Below are 21,873 nucleotides of genomic sequence, written 5' to 3'. Positions count from 1 at the left end.
CGGTCGAGTGCGGCTGGACCAAGGCCGTCAGGCCTGGTCCGCGGGACGGGGCCCGGGCCGCGTCCCAGGTCGGACGGGCTCCGGACCGCGTCCCAGGTCGGACGGGCTCCGGGCCGCCCCCAGGTCGGACGGGCTGCGGACCGCGTCCCGCACCGGACGGGCCCTAGGCCGCGTCCGGCGTCCCGAACCAGCGGGCGAGGGCCTCGGTGAGGTCGTCGACGCTGCCGGGGGAGGTCCAGGCGACGTAGCCGTCGGGGCGTACCAGGACCGCGTCCAGCGCGGGTTCCGGAGCGGCCGCCCAGGTGCCGGTGACGACGTCGACCCGGTCGGCCAGGGCCGCCGCGGCCGGCACCGGGGCGCCGTCCGTGGTGACGAGCAGGCCGCGCCCGGTGCGCAGCAGGTCGGCGACCCGGGTACGGGTGCCGTCGGGCAGGTCGACCTCCCGGCCGGGCGGCATGCGCAGGCCGAGCAGCGGATGGTCGCCCTTGGCCAGGTCGTAGCGGACGCCGAGGTTGCTCAGCATGCCCGCGAGGTGCTCGGCGGCGTCCGGGTGGGCGACGAGCTCCGTCATGAGGGAGCGGACGGGGTCCATGTCCTCGCCGGTGAGCCGCAGTTCGATCGCCGCCCGGGCGTTTCGGGCCAACTGCTCGCCGACCGGGTGGCGTTCGGCGTGATAGGTGTCGAGCAGGCCCTCGGGGGCCGTGCCCTTGACCGCCGCCGCCAGCTTCCAGCCCAGGTTGACCGCGTCCTGGACGCCCACACTGAGCCCCTGCGCCATGGCCGGGGGCTGGATGTGCGCGGAGTCGCCCGCCAGGAACACCCGGCCGCTGCGGTACGCGGCGGCGGCCCGGGAGGCGTCGGTGAAGCAGCTGATCCAGCGGCACTCGCCGTGGTGGAGGGACTCGCCCGTGAGCCGCTGCCAGGCGTCGGCGAGATCGGTGAACGTGAGCGAGTCGCGGTCGCGCGGCGCCGTCCCGGCCTCGTGGACGACGACGCGGGTGACGCCGTTCTCCAGGTCCATCGCCATGATCATGCTGCCGCCCGGCAGGTTCTCGCCGATGCGCCGCTTGCGGGTCTCGATGCCGGTGACGTCGGCAGTGAGGAAGCCGCGCCCGCCGGGAGTGCCGGGGAAGCCGATGCCGGCCAGCTTGCGGACGGAGCTGCGCCCGCCGTCGCAGCCGACGAGGTAGCGGGCGGTGGCCTCGGCGGCGCCGCCGGGCCCTTCGAGGGACACCACGAGGCCGTCGGCGTCCTCCTCGAAACCGGTCACCTCGTGGCCGCGCAGGATCGGCACGCCGAGCCCGGTCACCCACTCCTCCAGCATCCGCTCGGTGCGGAACTGGGAGATGCCCCGGTGCCCGTAGTGGTCCTCGGCCAGCGCGGACAGGTCGATCGGGACCCCGCCGAAGTGGCTGTCGGCCGGCTCGGTCGAGCCGAGCGCGCCGAGCAGGCCCCGCTGGTCGAAGCACTCGGCGGTGCGCTGGGTGAAGCTCGCGCCGCGCGACTCGCGCGCCGGGGCGGGCAGCCGCTCGTAGACGACGACGTCCACGCCGCGCAGGCCGAGTTCGCCCGCCAGCATCAGCCCGACGGGCCCGGCGCCGACGACGATGACATCCCGGGCTGTGTCCCTGGGCATACCTGAGCTCCTTGGTTCGAGGGGGCCGGTCAACGGCCGGCGGTCTGGGGGACGCGGGCGGTGCCGAACCAGCGGCCGAGTGCCTCGGCGAGGCCGTCGGCGCCGCCGGGGGAGGTCCAGGCGACGTAGCCGTCGGGGCGGACGAGGACCGCGTCGAGCGAGGCGACGGCGTCGGCGCCCGTGTCGGCGTCCGGCTCGGTGACCCAGGTGCCGGTGACGACGTCGACCCGGTCGGTCAGGCCCTCCGCGTGCTCCGCGGCCGTGCCGCCGTCCGTGGTGACGAGCAGGCCGCGGCCGGTGCGCAGCAGGTCGCCGACGCGGGCGCGGGTCCCGTCCGCCAGGGCGAGTTCGCGGTGCGGCGGCATGCGCAGGCCGAGCAGCGGATGGCCGCCCGGGCCGAACGCGTAACGGATGCCGAGGCCGCTCACGATGCCCGCGGCCTGCTCCGCCGCGTCCTTGTGGGCGAGCAGCTCGCCCATGACCTCGCGGATCGGGTCCATGGCGTCGTCGCCGAGGTAGACCTTCTGTGCGGCACGCGCGTTGCGGATCAACTCGGCGCCGACCGGGTGTCGTTCGGCGTGATAGGTGTCGAGCAGCCCCTCGGGGGCCCAGCCCCTGACCGTCGCCGCCAGCTTCCAGCCGAGGTTCGCGGCGTCCTGGAGTCCGGCGCTGAGCCCCCAGGCGGCCAGCGGCGGGATCTCGTGCGCCGCGTCGCCGGCCAGGAGCACCCGGCCGCGCCGGTACTCCTCCGCGTGCGCGGTGGAGTTGCCGGTGGCCCACACCCACTGGGGCTCGGCGTCGTCGACGGACTCGCCGGTCAGCCGCTTCCAGGCGGCGGCGACCTCGGCGAAGGTCAGCGCGCCCGGCTCCGGGCGGGCCGGCAGCGAGGGGTCGTGGACGACGATCCGGAGGCGGCCGGGGCCCACCGGGGTGCAGACCACCATGCAGCCGCCGGGCAGTCGCTCGCCGATGGGCCGCGGACGCAGGGCGACGCCGGTGATCTCGGCGGTGTACATGCCGCGGGTGGCCTCGTGGCCGGGGGCCGCGATGCCGGCGAGCGCCCGGACGGTGCTGTCCGCGCCGTCGCAGCCGACCACGTAACCGGCCGTCTCCTCGCCGGGGCCTTCGGGACCGTCGTACGCCACCACGACGCCGTCGGGGGTCTCGCGGAGTCCGGTCACCTCGCGGCCGCGGCGCACCGGGACGCCGAGCTCGGCCAGCCAACCGCCCAGCGCCTCCTCGGTCCTGGCCTGGGACAGGCCGAGGACGCCGCTGTGGTCCTCGTCGAGCATGCCGAGGTCGAAGCGGACGCCGCCGAAGTGCCCCATCGGGCCCCACCGGAACTCGCCGAGCCGGTCGAGCACCCCGCGCTGCCCCAGGGTCTCGGCGGCGCGCCGGTTGAACCCGAGGGCGCGGGACTCGCCGCTCGGCGCGGGCAGCCTGTCGTAGACGACCACGTCCACGCCGCCGAGCCGGAGCTCTCCGGCGAGGAACAGGCCGACGGGCCCGGCACCCACCACGATGACGTCGGTTGTTTTCATCATTAGGACCCTCTGCGCTGTGGCGACGGTTGGCCATGGTGAAGCTACTCAGCGCCGTGTTCGACTGCAATGAAAAGAATGCGGGCGCGCCGGAGCGGCGTTCAACCGAGGAATAGGCGTGCTTGAACGCCGCCATTGAACGCTTGAACACCGGAATCGAATGGCAATGTCGGAGGTGCTCCCGGCTTTTGCCTCTTACTAACGTCGGGTCATCGGCAATTCGGCGCGCCTCTCGTGGAACGCCCCTGAGGAAAGGAAACGACGTGCCGGACGGGAAGGTCGCGCTCATCACGGGCGCCAACAAGGGCATCGGGTTCGCCGTCGCGCGGCAGCTCGGAGAGCAGGGCGTCACCGTCCTCGTCGGCGCCCGGGACGAGGTGCGGGGCAAGCAGGCCGCCGACGCGCTCGCCGCCGACGGGATCACCGCGGTGCCGCTGCGCCTCGACGTGACGGACCCGGCCTCCGCGGCCGAGGCCGCCGGCGAGATCGAGCGGCGGTACGGACGCCTCGACATCCTGGTCAACAACGCCGGTGTCGCGGGCGGCTTCACCGGCACGGCGGACGAGGCGACCGCGGACGACCTGCGGGAGGTCTACGAGACCAACGTCTTCGGAGTGGTCACCGTGACCCGCGCGCTGCTGCCGCTGCTGCGCCGCTCCGAGGCCGGCCGCGTCGTCAACCTGTCCAGCCACGTCGGCTCGCTGACCCTGAACTCCGCTCCGGGCTCGCCGCTCGCGGGTCTCGACATGATCGCCTACCAGTCCTCGAAGACCGCGCTGAACGCGCTGACGGTCGCCTACGCGAAGGCGCTGCGCGGCACCCCGATCAAGGTCAACGCCGCCCTCCCCGGAGTGGTGGCGACCGACATCAACCATCACCGCGGTCACCGCACACCCGCCGAGGGAGCGGGGATCGCGGTCCGGCTCGCCCTGCTCGACGAGACCGGACCGTCGGGCGCCTGCCTGGCGGACGACGGAACCGTGCCGTGGTAACGCGGCGCGGCTCCGACCGAGAGTCACCCACAGAGAAAGAGGAACGGCTGTGCTGCAGATAACGATCGGCGACCTCCAGACCATCATGCGCCAGTGCGCCGGCGAGGCCGAGGACGCGCTTCCCCTCGACCAGGCGCCCGACAGCCCCTTCGACGAGCTGGGCTACGACTCCCTCGCGCTCCTGGAGACGTACAGCCGGATCGAGCGGGACTTCGGCATCGAGCTCAACGAGGACGAGATCGGCCTGATCAACACCGCGGGGGACCTCGTCGAGTTCGTGAACTCGCTGCTCCAGCTGAAGGTCATGTCGGCGGCCTGATCCCGCGGGGGATCGCGGCCGCTCGCGGCCACCACATCGGAACGTCACGGCGGGCGGGCGCCCGGCGGGCGACTCACACGGAGGAAGACAGTGGCGGTTGAAGGAACGATCCTGGTGCTCGGCGGTACGGGCCGGCAGGGCGGGGCGGTGGCCCGCGAACTGCTGCGGCGCGGCGCCGGCGTGCGCGCCCTGGTCCGCGACCCGGGCAAGGAGGAGGCGCGGGCCCTGGCGGAGGCGGGCGCGGTCCTCGTCCGGGGCGACCTGGACGACCCGGCGTCGCTGGCCGCCGCGATGGAGGGCGTCGACGGCGTGTTCAGCGTCCAGACCTTCCGCGGCCCCGGCGGGTGCGAGGCGGAGGTCCGGCAGGGCAAGGCGGTCGCGGACGCGGCGGTCCTGGCCGGGGTGCGGCACTTCGTCTACAGCTCGGTCGGCGGCGCGGACCGGGACACCCGGGTCCCGCACTTCGAGAGCAAGCTGGAGGTGGAGGAGTACCTGCGGACGCTCGACCTGCCGACGACGGTGCTGCGGCCCGTCATGTTCCACGACATCCTCCTCGACATCGCCCCGCGCCCGGTCGAGGGCGAGCTGGTCCTGTCCATGTGGCTGGACCCGGACACGTCCGTGCAGCTCATCGCCACCAGCGACATCGGCGTCTTCGCCGCGGAGGCCTTCGAGCACCCGGAGGCCTGGCTCGGCCGGGTGGTCGAGATCGCCGGCGAGTCCCTGACGGGACCGCAGATGGCGGCCGCGTTCGAGGCCGCGTCCGGGGTGCCGACCCGCTACCGGCAGCTGCCCATCGAGCCGCTGCGCGCCCACCGCGAGGACCTGGCCAACATGTTCGACTGGTTCGAGCGCGACGGCTACCACGCCGACCTGCCGGAACTGCGCCGGATCAGGCCGAACCTCGTCTCCCTGGAGGCATGGCTGAGCGAGAACTGGACCGCCCCCCTCGCGGGGGCCCGACGCTGACGACATGGCTCGCGGAGCTCTCAGGAGAAGATCGGATCGCGGGTACGGGTGCGCTTGAGCTCGAAGAACCCGTCGGTCCCCGCCACCGCGAGCACCCCGTCCCAGAGCCGCACGGCGGCCTCGCCGCGCGGAGTCGGGGTCACCACGGGGCCGAAGAACGCCACGTCCCCCACCGCGACGACGGGGGTCCCCACATCGGTGCCGACGCGGCCGATGCCGTCCTGGTGCGAGGCCCGCACCGCGGCGTCGTACGCGTCGGACCCGGCCGCTTCGGCGAGGGCCGGGTCGAGGCCCGCGGCGGCCAGCGCCGCCTCGTAGGTGGCCCGCTCCTTGGGTGCCTTCCCGAGGTGGAACCGGGTGCCGAGCTCGGTGTACAGCGGGCCGAGCACCTCGGAGCCGTACTCCTTCTCGGCCGCGGCCAGGACCCTGACCGGCTCCATGCGCAGGGCCAGGTCCCGGTGCCAGCGCTCGGGCAGGTCGGGGCGCCCCTCGTTGAGCACGGTCAGGCTCATGATGTGCCAGCGCACGTCGAGGGGCCGGTGCCGCGCGACCTCGTGGATCCAGCGGGAGGTCAGCCACGCCCAGGGGCAGGTCGGGTCGAACCAGAAGTCGACCGGGGTCGGGGTGGGGTGCGGCAACGTCGGCTCCTCGGTGTGTCCGTGCTCGTGTCCGTCGGCTCGGTCAGTAGTTGCCGAGGCCGCCGCAGACGTTCATGGCCTGCGCGGTGACGGGGGCCGCCGCGTCGGAGACGAGGTACGAGACGAGGCCGGCCACCTCCTCGGCGGTGGAGTAGCGGCCCAGCGGGATCTTCGCCTCGAAGCGCTCCAGGATCTCCGCCTCGGAGGTCTCGAAGTGCGCCGCGTATCCCTGCCGCACGCGCTGCGCCATCGGGGTCTCCACGTAGCCGGGGCAGACGGCGTTGACGGTGACGCCGGTCTTCGCGAGCTCCAGGCCGAGCGCCTTGGTGAAGCCGATGACACCGTGCTTGGACGCCGAGTAGGGGGCGCCCAGGACGACACCCTGCTTACCGCCCGTGGAGGCGATGTTGACGATGCGACCCCAGCCGCGCCCGACCGGGTCCCCCTTCTTCAGGACCGCGCGCGTCATCAGGAAGACGCTGTTCAGGTTGGTGTCGATGACGTCGTACCAGAGCTCGTCCGCGATCTCCGCGGTCTCGCCGCCGCCGCTGCGGCCGGCGTTGTTGACCAGGATGTCGATCCGGCCGTACCGCTCGACGACCTCGTCGACGAGGCGCTCGACGTCGGCGGGCTTGCGCACGTCGGCGGCCAGGCCGTCGGCGTCGTGACCGGCCGCGCGGAGCTTGGCGACCGTCTCCTGGACGTTCTCCTCGCTGCGCGCGCAGAGGAAGACCTTGTGCCCCTGGCTCGCGAGGTTCTCGGCGACGGCCAGGCCGATGCCGCTCGTTCCGCCGGTGATCAGCGCTACCTGCTGTCCGTTGTCGGCCATTCCGCCTGCTCCTTCTCGGGATGTATGTGGGGCCGTGACAATCTGACAAGGAGGGCCGGAATCCCGGTCGAGGAGCAGTGGAGGTTCCTCGCCGTTCAACCGCACAGATTCGCCGGTTGAACGTTCGAGTCAACAATTTCAAAAGTGTCTGGTTGCGGGTCCGAGAAGCGCCGACCTATCGTCGGGAAATCCACGAAAAAGGCGCTCCGGAAGGAAAGTCATGTCCGAAAAGACCGAGGTCCGCGACCAGTCCGACTCGTATGCCCTGCTCAACCTGATCCAGGGTGCCGTCATTACCCAGGCCATTTCCGTCGCGGCCAAGCTCGGTGTCGCGGACGTCCTCGCCGACGGGCCGCTGTCCGCCGCCGACATCGCCGGACGCGTCGGCGCCGACGCCAAGGCGACCCACCGCATCCTGCGCGCGCTCGCCGGCCACGGCGTCTTCGCGGCCGGCCCGGACGGCCGCTACGAGAACACCCCGCTCTCCGACAAGCTCCGCGAGGACGCCCCGGACTCGATGCGCGGCTTCGCCGTCCTGATGAGCCACCCGCTCCTGCACGAGGAGTGGGGCCACCTCGCCGCCACCGTCGAGACCGGCGAGCCCAACCTTCCGAAGCTGCGCGGCATGGGCGCGCTCGACTTCTTCCACGCCACCCCCGAGTACGCGAACGTCTTCTTCCAGGCCTTCGGCGGCCTCTCCCTCTCGGAGACCGGCCCGATCCTGGACGCCTACGACTTCACCCAGTTCTCCACCGTCGTCGACGTCATCGCCGGCCGCGGCAACCTCCTCGCGGGCATCCTCCAGCAGGCCCCGGACGTCAAGGGCGTGCTGTACGACTCCGAGGTCGCCACCGTCGACTCGCAGTCGCTCTTCGAGGAGGCCGGTGTCGCCGACCGCTTCACCATCGAGCACGGCGGATACCTCGACAAGCTGCCGTCGGGCGCCGACGCCTACGTCTTCAAGCACATCATCCACGACTTCTCCGAGGAGGACGCCGTGACCGCCCTGCGCAACGCGCGCGAGGCGATCGCCCCCGGCGGCAAGCTGCTCGTCATCGAGTACGTGCTCCCCGAGAACAACGAGAACCACCTCGGACACACCATCGACCTCTGGCTGATGCTGATGCTCGGTGCCCAGGACCGCACGCTCGCCGAGTACACCGAGCTCTTCGCCAAGGCCGGCTTCCAGGTCACCCGCGCCGTCCCCACCAGCGCGCCGATCTCCATCATCGAGGCGATCGCGGTCTGATTCCGCGCACCGCCCCCTTCCCCCATCGCAGAGGCCGAGGCTCAGGACAGGAAAACATGGAAACCGATGTGATCGTGATCGGTGCGGGGCCCGCGGGACTGACGCTCGCGGCCGAACTCCGCCTAGGCGGCGCCGATGTCGTCGTCTTCGAGCAGCGGGGGGAGCGGAGCTGGGAGTCGCGCGGCATCGGCTTCACCGCGCGCGCCACCGAGATGTTCCACCAGCGCGGGATCCTCGAACGCCTGGAGAACATCGAGGTCACCCGACAGGGCCACTTCGGCGGCATCCCGATCGACTACGGGGTGCTCGAAGGCTCGCACTTCGGCGTGCGCGGCGCGCCCCAGTACAAGATCGAGGAGATGCTCGAGAACCGGGCCGTCGAGCTCGGTGCGGACCTGCGCCGCGGCTACGAGTTCACCGGCTTCACCGAGGACGAGGACGGCGTCACCGTCACCGTCCGCGGACCGGAGGGCTTCGAGGAGCACTCCGCCCGCTACCTGGTGGGCTGCGACGGCGGACGGAGCACCGTCCGGCGCCAGGCGGGCTTCGAGTTCGCCGGCTCCGACGCCACCCGCGAGATGTACCTCGCCGACGTCCGCGGCTGCGACATCAAGCCCCGCATGATCGGCGAACTGCGGCCCAACGGCATGGTGATGGCCGCGCCGCTCGAAGAGGGCTACACCCGGATCATCGTCTGCGAGAACGGGGCGTCCCCCGACCGCGGCCGCGAGGTGACCTTCCCCCAGGTCGCGGACGCCTGGCAGCGGCTGACCGGCGACTCCATCCACCACGGCGAGACCCGCTGGGTCAGCGCCTTCACCGACGCCACCCGCCAGGCCACCGAGTACCGGCGCGGCCGGGTGCTCCTCGCCGGCGACGCCGCGCACATCCACCTGCCTGCCGGCGGGCAGGGGCTGAGCGTCGGCGTGCAGGACGCCTTCAACCTCGGCTGGAAGCTGGCAGCGACCGTCCGGGGCACCGCCCCCGAGGGCCTGCTCGACACGTACCACGCCGAACGCCACCCGGTCGGGGCCCGGCTCCTGCGCAACACCCTCGCCCAGGGGACGCTCAACCTCACCGGCAAGTCGGTCGAGCCGATGCGGGCCGTCATGGCCGAGCTCATCGCGCTCCGGCCGGTGGCCCGGCACCTGTCCGGCATGGTCAGCGGCTTCGACATCCGGTACGCCATCGGCGCGGAGGGCGGCGCAGGGCACCCGCTGCTCGGCACCCGCCTCGCCGACCGCGACCTGGAGCTCGCCGACGGCGGCCACGACCGGACCGCCCGGCTGCTGCACACCGCCCGCGGCGTCCTCATCACCGCCGACCCCACCGGCGCGGCCGCCGGGACCGCCGCCGGCTGGTCCGACCGGGTCGACGTGGTCCGGGTGAAGAGCTTCCCCGCGGGTCCCGAGGAGGGCGACGCCCCGACCGAGTCGGTCCTCGTCCGCCCCGATGGATACATCGCCTGGACCGCCCCCGACGGCGGCGACCTCCAGGACGCCCTGCACCACTGGTTCGGCGACGCCGGCTAGCGGCCCCGTCTACCGAGAGGAGAAGAAACGTGACCGAGAACGCGGTACGTGAAACGGAACACGAGATCAACGTCTCCGCCCCCGCCGAACTGGTGTACGCACTGATCGCGGACGTCACCAGGTGGCCGGAGACCTTCCCCCCGACCGTCCACGCCGAGGTCGTCGAGCGGGACGGCGACGACGAGCTGATCCAGCTCTGGGCCACCGCCAACGGCACCGCCAAGACCTGGACCTCCCGCCGCGTCCACGACGCCGCGAACAAGAGCGTGACCTTCCGCCAGGAGCGCTCGCAGCACCCCGTCGGCGCCATGGGCGGCGCCTGGATCGTCGAACCCGTCACCGCGGACTCCTGCCGGGTCCGGCTGCTGCACGACTTCCACGCCGCCACCGACGACCCGGCCGACCTCGACTGGATCAGCCAGGCCGTCGACCGCAACAGCGCCTCCGAGCTCCAGGCCCTGAAGGCGAGCGCCGAGGCCGCCGGCCCCGACGACCTCCTCACCTTCGACGACACCGTGACCGTGGAGGGCAGCGGCAAGGACGTCTACGAGTTCCTCAACGACGCCCAGTTCTGGCGCGAGCGGCTCCCGCACGTCGCCCGGGTCACCCTCGACGAGGACGAACCCGGCCTCCAGATCCTGGAGATGGACACCCGCACCAAGGACGGATCCACCCACACCACCCGGTCCGTCCGCGTCTGCAAGAGCGCCACGACCATCGTGTACAAGCAGATCGTCCTGCCCGCCCTCATGACCCTGCACACCGGCCGCTGGCTCATCGAGGACCGCCCCGGCGGCGGCGTCAGCGTGACCTCGCGCCACACCGTGCGGATCAACACCGACAACATCACCACGGTGCTCGGCGAGGGCGTCACCGTCCGGACCGCCCGGGAGTACGTCCAGAACGCCCTGAGCGGCAACAGCCTCGCCACCCTGCGCCTCGCCAAGGCGTACGCCGAGGGCGTCGGCGGCGGGCGCACGGCACAGTGAGCCCGTCCCGGGCGGACGCGCGGGTCGTCGTCGTCGGCGCGGGCCCCGTCGGGCTCCTGCTGGCCTGCGAGCTGAGGCGGGCCCGGGTCGAGACCGTCGTGGTGGAGCGGCTGGCCCGTCCGATGACCGAGTCCCGGGCGAGCCAGCTCAGCACCCGCACCGCCGAACTGCTCCACGAGCGCGGCTTCGACGCGCTGCTCGCCGGGGCCGCGCACGAGCCGCGCACCCACTTCGGCGGGCTCGGGTTCGCGCTCACCCCCGTCGACAGCGCGTACGCGGGCAACTGGAAGGTCCCGCAGTACCGCACCGAGGCCGCCCTCGGCGAACGCGCGGCCGAGCTCGGCGCCACCGTGCTCCGCGCACACGAACTCACCGCACTCACCGAGGAGGAGGACCACGTCCGCTGCGGGATCCAGGGCCCCGACGGGCCGCTGACCCTCCGCGCCGACTACGTGGTGGGCTGCGACGGCTCCCACAGCACCGTCCGCCGCCTCGCCGGCATCCCCGCCACCTCCACACCGGCGACCAAGGAACTCCTCCGGGCCGACATCACGGGACTCACCGTCCGCGACCGCCGGTTCGAACGGCTCACCGGCGGCTTCGCGGTCGCCGCCACCCGCGACGGCGTCACCCGCCTCATGGTCCACGCGTTCGGCACGGAGCCCACCCCACGCTCCGGACCGCCCGCCTTCGAGGAGGTCGTGGACGCCTGGCGACGGGTCACCGGAGAGGACGTCTCCCACGGCACCCCCGTCTGGCTCGACGCCTTCGACAACGCCAAGGGCCAGGCCGACACCTACCGCAAGGGCCGGGTCCTCCTCGCCGGCGACGCCGCGCACTGGCACCCGCCCGTCGGCGGCCAGGCCCTCAACACCGGGCTCCAGGACGCCGCCGACCTGGGCCCCCGACTCGCCGCGGCCGTCCGCGACCGCACCGCGCCCCGGACCCTCGACCCCTACCACGACACCCGGCACCCCGTCGGCGCACGGGTGCTCCGGCACGTCGCCGCCCAGGAACAGCTGATGCTCGACGGCCCCGGGATCGAGCCGCTGCGCACGGTGCTCTCCGAACTCATCGGCCTCGACCGGGTCCGCGCCCACCTCACCGCCAGGGCGAGCAACCTCGACCACCGGACCTGAAGAACACACGGGAAGTACGGACACGCATGGAAGGCAGGGAAAGACAGTGACAGCGCACGACTTCGACACTGACGTGATCATCGTGGGAGCCGGCCCCACCGGCCTCATGCTCGCGGGCGAACTGCGCCTCGCGGGCATCGACGCCATCGTCCTCGAGCGGCTCACCGAGCCGATGCGCCAGTCGCGCGCACTCGGCTTCTCGGCCCGCACCATGGAGGAGTTCGACCAGCGCGGACTCCTCGGCGCCTTCGGCGACATGGGCGTCATCCCGTTCGGGCACTTCGGCGGCATGCCGCTCGACTACACCGTCATACCCGGCGGCAACTTCGGCGTCCGCGGCGTGCCGCAGGCCCTCACCGAGGCCATCATCAACAAGTGGTCGACCGGCCTCGGCGCCGACGTCCGCCGCGGCTGGGAGGTCACCGGGCTCACCGAAGGCGCCGACGGCGTCGAGGTCACCGCCGACACCCCCGACGGCCCGCGCACCCTGCGCGCCCGCTACGCGGTGGGCGCCGACGGCGGCCGCAGCGCGGTCCGCAAGCTCGCCGGCATCGACTTCCCCGGCCACGAGGCCACCCTCGAGATGCTGATGGCCGACGTCACCGACGTCCAGGTCCGGCTGCGCCCCACCGGCGAGCTCGGCGACGCGGGCATGGTCGTCGTCCTCCCGGTCGGCCCGAACACCACGCGCGTGGTGGTCTTCGAGCGCGGCGCCGGCGTCCGCCCGACCACCGAGCCACCCACCTTCGAGCAGGTCGCCGACGCCTTCAAGCGGGTCACCGGCGACGACATCAGCACCGGCAAGCCGGTGTGGCTCAGCTACTTCACCGACTCCAGCCGCCAGGCCGCCCAGTACCGCAAGGGCCGGGTCTTCCTCGCCGGCGACGCGGCGCACACCCACATGCCGATCGGCGCGCAGGGCATCAGCGCGGGCCTCGGCGACGCCGTCAACCTCGGCTGGAAGCTCGCCGCGGAGATCAAGGGCACCGCCCCCGAGGGCCTCCTCGACACGTACCACACCGAGCGCCACACCGTCGCGGCCCGCATCCTGGCCAACACGCTCACCCAGCGCAGCCTGTACCTCGGCGGCCCCGAGATGGACCCGATGCGGGCCGTCTTCGCCGAGCTCCTCGCGTACGACGACGTCCGCAAGCACCTCGTCGGCATGGTCACCGGCCTCGACATCACCTACGACGCCGGCGCGGGCGACCACCCGCTGCTCGGCCGCCGCCTGCCGGACTTCCCCCTCGACGCCGCGGAGGGCGGGGCGACCGCGTACAAGTCCCTGCACGGCGGACGCGCCGTCCTGTTCGACCTGAGCGGCGACGCCGCCGTGACCGCCGCGGCCGGGCCGTGGCGCGACCGGGTCGACACCGTCACCGCGGCCGTCCGCCCCGAGGGCGCGCTCGCGGACGTCGACGCGGTCCTCGTCCGCCCCGACGGCTACACCGCGTGGATCGCCACCGACGGGGCCGCCGGCCTCACCGACGCCCTGAACCGCTGGTTCGGCGCCCCCGGCGACGACCTCTAGGACAGCCACCCCGGCGCCCCGCCACCGCGGGGCGTCCACCTTTTACCCAAGGAGCGACCATGCCGATCATCAGCCCCGAGGCCGGGCACCTGACCGTCCTCAACCTGTTCAAGACCGACTCCCGCGACCGCGTGGACACGCTCGTCACGGAGATGAAGAAGATCGTCGACGTCGCCGCCTACCCCGGCTGGATCTCCAGCACCGTGCACCGCGGCGAGCAGAACCCCGGCACCCTGAACTTCATCCAGTGGCGCGGCATGGACGACCTGGAGTCCCGCTACAACGACAGCGAGTTCAAGCACCACACCGTCCCGGTCTTCCGCGAGATCACCACCTACGTCCGCCTCATGCAGAACGAGGTGGAGTTCACCCAGCGCCACCCCGAGCTCGGTGACGTCACCGAGGTCTCGCCCGAGCGCGACGACTACACGGTCGTCGAGATCCTCGGCGTGAAGCCGGCCCAGCAGGGCGCCCTGGTCAAGGCCCTCGGCACCGCCCACGACTGGCTCGTGGACGTCCCCGGCTACCGCTCGCAGAGCATCCTGCGCGGCATCCGCTCCCGCAACCTGGACGGCGGAGAGGGCACCCTGGCGACCGTCGGCACCGACAACGACTTCGTCATCGCCTACTCCCAGTGGGCCGACAAGGCGTCCTACGACGCCCACCGCAACCAGGCCGAGGCCGACTGGTCCGCCGCCCGGAGCGCCTTCCAGAGCAAGCAGTACTCCCTGATCACCAGCATCGACTGGAACAGCTACCGCGCCGTCCACACCCGTTCCGCCGAGCCGGCGACGGTCTGACCTCCCGGACGCCGCAACCACGTGGGGCCCCTGGCTTTCGCCAGGGGCCCCACGTGGTGTCCGCGCTCTCCGGCTCAGGAGGCGATCTCGTCCCAGTGCCACTGCGAGTCGAACGACGCCACCTCGATGTGCGCGCCCCCGGCGACCAGCGCGGCCGCCAGGCTCGTCGCCCGCGCGATGAACGCCGACACCCGGTCCGCCGCCAGGAGGTCCTGCTCGTCGAACGGCAGCCCCTCGCAGCGCAGCAGCCGCAGGTCCATGAACCCGTTGAACCGCCGGCCCAGCACCTCCACCGCCTGCGGACTGCGGACGGTGAAGCGCACCTTGGCCGCGACGTGGCCGTTGTGGTGCTGGTCGGAGTAGTACGCGATGTCCGGGATCGCCGGCGGCACGAAGTGGTCGCGGGCCGCGATCTCCGGCACCTTCGGCAGGTTCCCCACCAGGAAGTGCCACGAGTTGTACTGCATCCGCGAGGAGATGGCCCACGCGGTGTCCGCCAGGTGCGAGGCGGAACCGCCGAACAGCCGCCGGGACTCCGGCGACGGCACGACGCAGCAGAAGAAGTGCGGGATCTCCCACGCGGCGATCTTCGGGTACTCCTCGGCGCGCAGCGCCTCGATCAGCGCCGGCAGCGAACGCATCCCGCGGCTCATCGCGAAGTCGGCGTCGAACACCGCCGTCGCCGCCCGCACCGCCTCGTACACCAGGGACTCCAGGCCCGAGCCGAAGCCGCCGTGCGGCTCGGCCAGCCAGCCGGGCGCCGCCTCCAGGTCCGCGCCCAGCCCGGCCAGCGTGTCGCCGGTGAGCGGCAGCCGCTCCCGCAGACGGGCGCACAGCGCGGCCTCCAGCTGCTCCGCGTCGTCCTTGACGGGGCCGGCGACCCGCTCGATCTTGTGCATCAGCGGGCCGTAGATCTCCCGGTAGAGCCGGACGGTGCCGGTCGCCATGAGTTCGCGGCGGCGGGCGGCCAGCGCGTCGGCCAGCTCGCCGAGTGCCGCCACCCCGTGCGAGGCCGGGGCCGGCACCGGGGGGAGGGAGGCGTCGGCCGCGTTGTACGCGGTCCGCGTCCGCTCGAAGAGGAGCGCCACGTGGTCGAGCGTGAGCTGCGTCCCGTTGGCCTCCTCGATCCGTCCGTACCCGGAGGAGCGGACCAGCAGCGTGAGGCAGACCACGAGCAGCACGTCGCTGTCCGACCACAGCTCCAGCGGCACCGACGCCAGCGTGCTCAGCGCGCAGTCGGGGTGCCCCGGCCGCAGCGTCTTGCCCGTCAGCGTGTTCCGGTCGCGGAAGTTGGTGTACTGCCGCTCACCCGCGTACAGGATGAACGGCGCGGTCCGCAGCGCCGCCTCGGTGAGGTCCTCCAGCAGCCCGCGACGGCCTTCGGAGCCCGCCGCGAGCAGGTACTGGCGGCAGTCGGCCACCGACGCGTGCCAGCGTTCCTCGGCCAGGGCCAGCTCGACCTGGTAGTCCGCGAGGTCCTCGGCGGACCAGGGGACCCGCAGGACGCCGTCGACCAGGTCGGTCTCGCCGCTCAGCGGGCCCTTCGACGGGACCCGGACGACCAGGCGGCCGCTCCGGTCGAGGCCGATCTCGCCCAGGAACGCGGTCGCCGCGCCGTCGGCCCGGTCGGTGGTGCGGGCGTCGTCCCGCCACGACCGGCCGACGAGCACCTTCAGGGCGGTCTCGTCCGCCACCGGCAGCGCCCGCAGCTGGATGTCCGCCGGGACGTGCCCGGCGAGCGTCAGCAGCGTGTCGACGGACGTGGCCAGGTCGGGGGCGTCGACCGCCCGCTGCCAGGTCTGCCGCAGCAGCCCCGGGAAGCCGGCGTCCCGCGGCACCTTGTAGTCGGGTTCGTCCGCTGCCCCGGCCGGCCGGCCGAGCCGGCTCGGCCGGCGGCTCTGCCGCGCCTTCGCCAGCGCCGCCCGGCGGGGCAGCGTGCCGTCCCGCTCGGTGGGGAACGTCATGCCGTGCCCCCCGCGGTCAGGTCGATGTGCTCCCACATGCGGGCCTCGGTCGCGGTCCACTCCTCGTCCACGTAGATGCAGTCGACGGGGCAGACCATCACGCACACCGGGCAGCCGGAGCAGAGCTCGGGCACGATGACGACGTTGAGCCCGTCGTCGAAGATCGCCCCGAACTCGGACGGGCAGCTGCGCAGGCACGTGTCGCACGTGATGCACTCCGACGTCTCGATGCGACGCGGAGCCTTCTTCCAGTTCTCGTCCCGGGTCCGCGAAGCGATCCGCTCGGCGCGTCCGGTACCGGTGACGGATGGTGTTTCCTTCACCCTCGCCATGAATGTGCTCCCCTCACAAGAGTGCTGTCCTCAACGGGTGTTCGCGGCGATCGCGTCGGAGATCCCGTCCCACAGGCGGGTCCGGGCCGCGAGCGCGCGGTCGATGGTGTCCTCGCAGTCGGCCCACTTGGCGGCGTCGTCGCCGCACAGGTCGGCCAGCATCTGCATGGCCATCGGGGTGTGCTCCTCGGCGTCCACCTGGATGTGGCGGCGGAGGTAGTCCACGAAGGTGGACAGCGTGCCGTGGCCGGCGTCCAGCGCGGCCACCTGGTCGAACATGTCCGGGATCAGGTCCTCGCGGCCGAACGCGAACGCCGCGGCCTGGCAGTGCACCGGCGCGTTGTCGATGAAGTCCCAGGTGGTTCCGACGAATTCGGCGACCGAGCGCGGCACGCCCGCCTCGTCGAGGGCGGCGGGGACGGGGCGGCCCGCGCGCAGCAGGCCGATGAAGGCGTCGATGCGCGTGGTGTCGGCGCCCGCCTGTCGCATGCCGTCCACGTACAGCTCGAAGTGGCTGATGAAGCCTTCGCCGAGCTCGTCGCTCTCCTCGACGAGGACGATGTCGTTGATGAGCCGGCGGCTGCCGGTGGAGGCCGACGGAAGCCACGGCACCTCGACGCACGTCAGCCGCCGCTGGAGGGACTTGAGCAGGGACATGAAGTCCCACACCGCGAAGACGTGGTGCTCCATGAAGGTGACGACCGCGTCCACCGAGTCCAACTGGTGGTAGACCGGGTGGCTCAGCACCTTCAGGCGGGCCGGCTCGATGGCGCCCTTGAGGGTCTCGATGGCCGGGTGGGTGCCATCCCATTCGTAGCGCGACATGGCGTTTCTCCTTCGGATCGGATCGGATCGGGGCGGGATGTCGGGCGTGCGGGCAGGGCGTGCGGGATGTCCGTGGGGTGGCCGGTCAGAAGGCGCCGAAGTACTCGCGGTGCTCCCATTCGGTGACCTCGGCCGTGGGGCCGTCGGGGAGCTCGGCCGCGCACCAGGCGTCGAACCGGGCGGCCTCGCTCTCCTTGAGCTTCGCCAGGCACTCCTTCAGCGGCGCGCCGAGCAGCCGTTCGGCGCTCTCGCTCGCGCGGAAGGCCTCGATGGCCTCGGGCAGGGTGCCGGGCAGCGGGGGCCGGGGGACGCGGTCGGCGGGCACGCCGGACAGCAGCCCTTCGAGGCCGGCGTGCAGCTGGGAGGCGATGGCGAGGTACGGGTTGGCGCAGGGTTCCCCGATGCGGTTCTCGACGTGGGTCGAGCTGCCGCCGCTGAGGACCCGGACCATGGCGCTGCGGTCCTCGAAGCGCCAGTCGACGGAGGTCGGGGCGAGCGTGAACTCGGGGGAGAGCCGCCGGTATCCGTTCACGGTCGGTACGGACAGCAGGCAGAGCTCGCGGGCCCGGGTGAGCAGGCCGCCGATGTAGGCCTGACCCTCGGCGGAGATGGCGTCCTGGAGGCCGTCGCCCTCGGCGAACAGGTTGACGTCGGTCTTGGTGCTGCTGACGGACTGGTGGAGGTGCCAGCCGCTGGGGTCGAAGCTCTCCAGCCGCGGCAGGGTCATGAAGGAGGCGTGGTGGCCGCGGCGGCGGCACTCCTGCTTGAGCTGGGTGCGCAGCAGCAGCATCGCGTCGGCGGCGTCGAGCGCCAGCATCGGGTTGAAGGTCGTCTCCAGCTGGCCGGGGCCCGACTCGTGCTCGAAGGACCGCAGCGGCAGGCCGAGGCGGATGAGCAGCGCGGCCAGCGGGTCGGCGATGTCGGCGACCGAGTCGTAGGCGCTGTCGAGGTTGAACTGGTAGCCGGGGTTCACGGCCGTCACCTCGGGCGCCGCGCCCTGGAGTCCGAAGCCGTTGCCGGCGTTCCCGACCGGGCCTCCACCGGTCAGCCGGGTGAGGTACCACTCGAGTTCGAGTCCGATGACCGGCGCGAGGTCCTCGCGTTCGTACGCGGCGCAGACCCGGCGCAGGACGTTGCGGGCGGACAGCGGGTGCGGGGTGCCGTCGCGCAGGTACTCGTCGCCGACCACCCAGGCGGTCCTGGCCCCGTCCCTGGGCAGCACCTGGAAGGTCCGCGGGTCGGGGACGAGGACGAAGTCGCCGGCGCCGAGGAGCTCGCCGACGCCCACGCCGGCGTCGGCGAGGAAGTCGACGGCGACGGCGTGGCCGGTGTCGAAGAGGAACGGCCCGGCGCTGAAGTCCATGCCGTTGCGCAGCACCGAGCGGAAGACGTCGGCCGGCACGGTCTTGGAGCGGGCCAGGCCGTGCGGGTCGCAGAACACCACCCGGACGAGGTCGACCTCGTCCAGCTGGAGCTCGACCTGCTCGGCCGCCGCGGCCTGCCGGTCGTCCCAGAGCCCGAACTCGGCCACGAACGAGGGGCGTCCGACGCCGCTCTCACCGCCGATCCGGGACCACGATCTCGAAGCCATGATCAGTTGCCTTTCGCTGTGACACCGGGACGGGTCAGGGTGAGGCCGAGCGCCGTCGAGAGGAGCCCGGCGGCCGACAGGGCGAAGAGGTCGTCGTCCGCCGGGTCCGCGGGCGCGGGGGCCGGGACGGGGGCGGGCGCGGGGAAGGGCCGCCCGGCGTCCTTCGGGAGCGAGGCGAGGGCCGTCCGGAGAAGTGCGGCGGCGGAGGACATCAGGTCGTCGTCGAGCGTCCTGGGCGTCATGGTCGTCTTCCTTCCGTCGTGCTGCCGGGGGGAGTGAGGGTGAGGCCGAGCGCGGTCTCCAGGAGGCCGGCGGCCGAGAGGACGAGGCCGTCGTCGCCGACGCGGCCCACGAGTTGGAGCCCGGCCGGCAGCCCGGCCGGGGTGAGGCCGACGGGCAGCGACAGGGCGGGCTGACCGGTGAGGTTGAAGGGGTACGCGGCCGGGGCCCAGGACAGCCACCGCAGGTCCGCGGGGTCGGCTGCCCACGGCGGGGCGATGGCGTCGGCGGCGAACGCCTCGATCGGCACGGTCGCCATGACCAGCAGGTCGTACGTCTCCATCACCGAGGCGAGCCGGGTGCGCAGCGCGAGCCGGGTCGCCTCGGCGCGTGCCACGGCGGCGCCGCTCAGCGAGCGTCCGTACCGCACGACGGCCAGCCGGCCCTCGTCGCACCAGGGTTCGTCCTCCGGCGCCGTGCCGTGCGCGTCCGCGGCGGCGAGGATGTCGACCAGCGCGCCGTACGGGTCGGGGAACGGGACCTCGATGCGGTCCACGCGGTGCCCGAGAGCCGTCAGCACCGGCAGGACGCCCTCGGTGACGTCACGGACGGGCCCGGACGTGCCCGGGAACTCGATCCAGCCCACGCGCAGCGGCGCGAGCGCCGTCGCGGGCACGGGCGGGGCGGCGGGGCCCGGGGGAGCGACGCCCGAGTCGGGGTCGCGGTGGTCGGGTCCCGCGAGCACCGCCATCAGTTCGGCGACGTCCGCCACGCTCCGGGCCAACGGCCCGACGTGGGACAGCCGTTCGGCACACGCCGGCACGTAGGGAATCCGCCCGTAGGAGGGCTTGAACCCGACGACGCCGCAGAACGCGGCGGGAATGCGCACCGACCCGGCACCGTCGGTGCCGAGCGAGGCGGTGCACAGACCGGCCGCCACCGCGGCGGCGGACCCGCCGCTGGACCCGCCGGCCGTCCGGTCGGGCGCCCAGGGGTTGCGGGTGGCGGAGCCGAGCCGTCCGACGGTGCTCGCGCTCCAGCCGTACTCCGAGGTCGTCGTCTTCCCGACCACGATCGCGCCCGCCGCACGCAGTCGCGCCACGGAGGGCGCGTCGGCGGCGGTACGGTGGTTGGGCAGCAACGAGCCTCGCCGGGTGGGGAGTTCCTCGGTCTGGATGAGGTCCTTCACCGACACGGTGACGCCGAGCAGCGGCCGGCCGCGGAAGGCGGCCGGGCCGAGCCGGGCGATCAGCCGGTCGGCCGCCGAGGCCTCCCGCAGCGCGCGGGCCTCGGCCACCTCGACGTACGCACCGAGCTCAGGGTCCGTCCCGCGGATGGCGCCGAGCACGTCCTCGACGTGCCCGGAGACCGTGGAATGACCTTCGAGAAGTAATTGGCGTGTTTCCTGAATGCCGAGGCAGATCGGCTGCCTGCTCTTCGTTGCGGTGGACTCAGACACGAGACCACTACAAGTCATCGGTTGAATTTCTGGCAACTTATGGATTGTCGCCGCGTTGCATCTGCTGCATTCCGCACTTGAACGGGATTTCTTGCGAAGGGGAAGGGCGGGGAGCAGCATGTTTCCGAGGTAATTCAACGTACTGACACGTACTCACTCGCTACTTAATCGCACAGGAGAAGACCCGATGAGTCCACGGATGGACAACCCTTCGCTGGTCGTTCCCGGCGCCCTGCAGCCCCTGCTCGACCTGACCGAGGTCATCGGCAAGGTCGGCGTGCCGCAGACGACGCTCGACCTGGTCCGGCTGCTCGTCAGCGAGATCAACGGCCGCGTCTACACCCTTGAGGACATCGCGGACAAGACGGACAAGCGTCTGGCCCAGGTGTCGGACTGGCGCAACCAGACCGTCTTCGACGACGCCGAGCGCTCCGCCCTCGCGATGGCCGAGGCCGTCACCCTGATGACGGACCCGGTGGACATGGCGCCGGACGAGGTCTGGGAGGAGTCCGCCAAGTACTACAACGACGAGCAGCTCGGCGCCATCGTCATGCACATCGGCCTGGTCAACTTCTGGAACCGCGTGAACGTGGCCACCCACCAGGAACCCGCGGCCTTTCGCTGAGGAAGGGGACACGGCACCGTGCTGAAGCTCATCAACGCCGGTCTCGGCAGGACCGGCACGACGTCCCTGAAGGTGGCCCTCGACCGGCTCGGTCTCGGCACCTGCTTCCACATGTTCGACATCGTCGGCGACGGGCAGCGCCTCGAACAGTGGGCGAAGATCGTCTGTGACGGCGAGGAGCCCGACTGGGCCGCCCTGTACGACGGTTACACCTCCGCGGTGGACGGGCCCTGCGCGGTCTACTACCGGCAGATCAGCGAGGCGTTCCCCGAGGCCAAGGTGATCCTCACGGTGCGCGACGCCGAGGGCTGGTACCGGAGCACGTACGACACGCTCTACCAGTTCGTGCTCAAGAGCGCCGAGCACCCGCCGGAGCCCGGCTCCCGCCAGGCGCGGCTGCTCGACCTCACCAGCACCATGGTGTGGGACGGCGTCTTCGACGGCCGGTTCGAGGACAAGGACCACGCCATCGCGGCGTACCACCGCCACAACGAGGAGGTCGTGCGCGCCCTCGGCGCGGACAACGTCCTCGTCTACGACGTGAGGCAGGGGTGGGAGCCGCTGTGCGCCTTCCTCGGTGTCGACGTCCCCCAGGAGGAGTTCCCGCACGCCAACGACTCCGCGGCCATGCGGCAGCGGATCGCCGCGGCGGCCGGAGCCGGCCCGGTCTCCGCCGGTTGAGTCAGCGAGGAGC

At 72.5% G+C, this 21,873-nt stretch carries 21 protein-coding genes; 11 read left to right on the top strand and 10 right to left on the bottom strand.

The window, feature by feature from the left end; genetic code table 11:
- Positions 1–163: 163 nt before the first annotated feature.
- Both AC067A_RS17550 and AC067A_RS17545 read right to left on the bottom strand, forming a co-directional pair.
- The gene (locus AC067A_RS17550; protein WP_479243342.1) at positions 164–1,636 is read right to left on the bottom strand and encodes an FAD-dependent monooxygenase; all 1,473 of its coding nucleotides are present in this window, start codon (positions 1,634–1,636) and stop codon (positions 164–166) included.
- A gap of 29 nt (positions 1,637–1,665) precedes the next feature.
- Entirely contained in the window at positions 1,666–3,177 is a 1,512-nt protein-coding gene (locus AC067A_RS17545; protein ID WP_479243341.1) for an FAD-dependent monooxygenase, read from the bottom strand.
- Between the two features lie 263 nt (positions 3,178–3,440).
- On the opposite strand from AC067A_RS17545, the gene AC067A_RS17540 reads away from it, so the two are divergent.
- From AC067A_RS17540 to AC067A_RS17530, 3 genes are all read left to right on the top strand, one after another.
- Complete coding sequence (locus AC067A_RS17540; RefSeq protein WP_479243340.1) at positions 3,441–4,169, top strand: SDR family oxidoreductase; 729 nt, start codon at positions 3,441–3,443, stop codon at positions 4,167–4,169.
- Positions 4,170–4,218: 49 nt separating this feature from the next.
- Complete coding sequence (locus AC067A_RS17535; protein WP_367827999.1) at positions 4,219–4,488, top strand: acyl carrier protein; 270 nt, start codon at positions 4,219–4,221, stop codon at positions 4,486–4,488.
- Positions 4,489–4,578: 90 nt separating this feature from the next.
- Complete coding sequence (locus tag AC067A_RS17530) at positions 4,579–5,457, top strand: NmrA/HSCARG family protein (protein WP_479243339.1); 879 nt, start codon at positions 4,579–4,581, stop codon at positions 5,455–5,457.
- 20 nt (positions 5,458–5,477) lie between these two features.
- On the opposite strand, the gene AC067A_RS17525 is transcribed toward AC067A_RS17530, so the two are convergent.
- Both AC067A_RS17525 and AC067A_RS17520 read right to left on the bottom strand, forming a co-directional pair.
- The gene (locus AC067A_RS17525) at positions 5,478–6,095 is read right to left on the bottom strand and encodes a mycothiol-dependent nitroreductase Rv2466c family protein (protein ID WP_479243338.1); all 618 of its coding nucleotides are present in this window, start codon (positions 6,093–6,095) and stop codon (positions 5,478–5,480) included.
- A 43-nt stretch (positions 6,096–6,138) separates the two neighbouring features.
- Positions 6,139–6,924, bottom strand: coding sequence for an SDR family NAD(P)-dependent oxidoreductase (locus tag AC067A_RS17520; RefSeq protein WP_479243337.1), 786 nt, complete (start codon positions 6,922–6,924; stop codon positions 6,139–6,141).
- 220 nt (positions 6,925–7,144) lie between these two features.
- Between AC067A_RS17520 and AC067A_RS17515 the strand changes: the two genes are divergently transcribed.
- The 6 genes from AC067A_RS17515 to AC067A_RS17490 are packed head-to-tail and all read left to right on the top strand — an operon-like array spanning position 7,145 to position 14,164.
- Positions 7,145–8,173, top strand: a complete 1,029-nt coding sequence (locus tag AC067A_RS17515) for a methyltransferase (protein ID WP_479243336.1) — start codon at positions 7,145–7,147, stop codon at positions 8,171–8,173.
- Between the two features lie 56 nt (positions 8,174–8,229).
- Positions 8,230–9,705, top strand: a complete 1,476-nt coding sequence (locus AC067A_RS17510) for an FAD-dependent monooxygenase (RefSeq protein WP_479243335.1) — start codon at positions 8,230–8,232, stop codon at positions 9,703–9,705.
- A gap of 29 nt (positions 9,706–9,734) precedes the next feature.
- Entirely contained in the window at positions 9,735–10,694 is a 960-nt protein-coding gene (locus AC067A_RS17505; protein WP_479243334.1) for an aromatase/cyclase, read from the top strand.
- A complete protein-coding gene (locus AC067A_RS17500) occupies positions 10,691–11,833 on the top strand; it encodes an FAD-dependent monooxygenase (protein WP_479243333.1) in 1,143 nt (380 codons plus the stop codon). The genes AC067A_RS17505 and AC067A_RS17500 overlap by 4 nt, the downstream gene beginning before the upstream one ends.
- Positions 11,834–11,879: 46 nt before the next feature.
- Positions 11,880–13,364: an FAD-dependent monooxygenase gene (locus AC067A_RS17495; RefSeq protein ID WP_479243332.1), complete on the top strand. Its 1,485-nt coding sequence runs from the start codon at positions 11,880–11,882 to the stop codon at positions 13,362–13,364.
- A 59-nt stretch (positions 13,365–13,423) separates the two neighbouring features.
- Positions 13,424–14,164: an antibiotic biosynthesis monooxygenase family protein gene (locus AC067A_RS17490; RefSeq protein ID WP_479243331.1), complete on the top strand. Its 741-nt coding sequence runs from the start codon at positions 13,424–13,426 to the stop codon at positions 14,162–14,164.
- A 74-nt stretch (positions 14,165–14,238) separates the two neighbouring features.
- Here AC067A_RS17490 and AC067A_RS17485 read toward each other — a convergent pair whose 3' ends face one another.
- The 6 genes from AC067A_RS17485 to AC067A_RS17460 all read right to left on the bottom strand — a co-directional run bounded on the left by AC067A_RS17485 (position 14,239) and on the right by AC067A_RS17460 (position 20,554).
- Positions 14,239–16,128 (bottom strand): hypothetical protein, encoded by a 1,890-nt coding sequence (locus AC067A_RS17485; protein WP_479243330.1) that lies wholly within the window; start codon positions 16,126–16,128, stop codon positions 14,239–14,241.
- The gene (locus tag AC067A_RS17480) at positions 16,125–16,460 is read right to left on the bottom strand and encodes a 4Fe-4S dicluster-binding protein (protein ID WP_479243329.1); all 336 of its coding nucleotides are present in this window, start codon (positions 16,458–16,460) and stop codon (positions 16,125–16,127) included. The genes AC067A_RS17485 and AC067A_RS17480 overlap by 4 nt, the downstream gene beginning before the upstream one ends.
- A 30-nt stretch (positions 16,461–16,490) precedes the next feature.
- Positions 16,491–17,285: a DUF3050 domain-containing protein gene (locus AC067A_RS17475; protein WP_479243328.1), complete on the bottom strand. Its 795-nt coding sequence runs from the start codon at positions 17,283–17,285 to the stop codon at positions 16,491–16,493.
- Positions 17,286–17,370: 85 nt separating this feature from the next.
- Positions 17,371–18,876: a glutamine synthetase family protein gene (locus AC067A_RS17470; protein ID WP_479243327.1), complete on the bottom strand. Its 1,506-nt coding sequence runs from the start codon at positions 18,874–18,876 to the stop codon at positions 17,371–17,373.
- A gap of 2 nt (positions 18,877–18,878) precedes the next feature.
- Complete coding sequence (locus AC067A_RS17465; RefSeq protein ID WP_479243326.1) at positions 18,879–19,118, bottom strand: hypothetical protein; 240 nt, start codon at positions 19,116–19,118, stop codon at positions 18,879–18,881.
- Positions 19,115–20,554, bottom strand: a complete 1,440-nt coding sequence (locus AC067A_RS17460; RefSeq protein WP_479243325.1) for an amidase — start codon at positions 20,552–20,554, stop codon at positions 19,115–19,117. Before AC067A_RS17460 ends, AC067A_RS17465 begins: the two co-directional genes overlap by 4 nt.
- A gap of 199 nt (positions 20,555–20,753) precedes the next feature.
- On the opposite strand from AC067A_RS17460, the gene AC067A_RS17455 reads away from it, so the two are divergent.
- Together AC067A_RS17455 and AC067A_RS17450 are read left to right on the top strand one after the other, a co-directional pair.
- Positions 20,754–21,179 (top strand): carboxymuconolactone decarboxylase family protein, encoded by a 426-nt coding sequence (locus AC067A_RS17455; protein WP_479243324.1) that lies wholly within the window; start codon positions 20,754–20,756, stop codon positions 21,177–21,179.
- A gap of 18 nt (positions 21,180–21,197) precedes the next feature.
- Positions 21,198–21,860, top strand: coding sequence for a sulfotransferase family protein (locus tag AC067A_RS17450; protein ID WP_479243323.1), 663 nt, complete (start codon positions 21,198–21,200; stop codon positions 21,858–21,860).
- Positions 21,861–21,873 lie beyond the last annotated feature (13 nt).

Source organism: Streptomyces sp. NPDC043176 (assembly GCF_056436715.1).
Note: the sequence above shows the minus strand (reverse complement) of the source record. Positions and strands in the feature narration are given on the sequence as shown.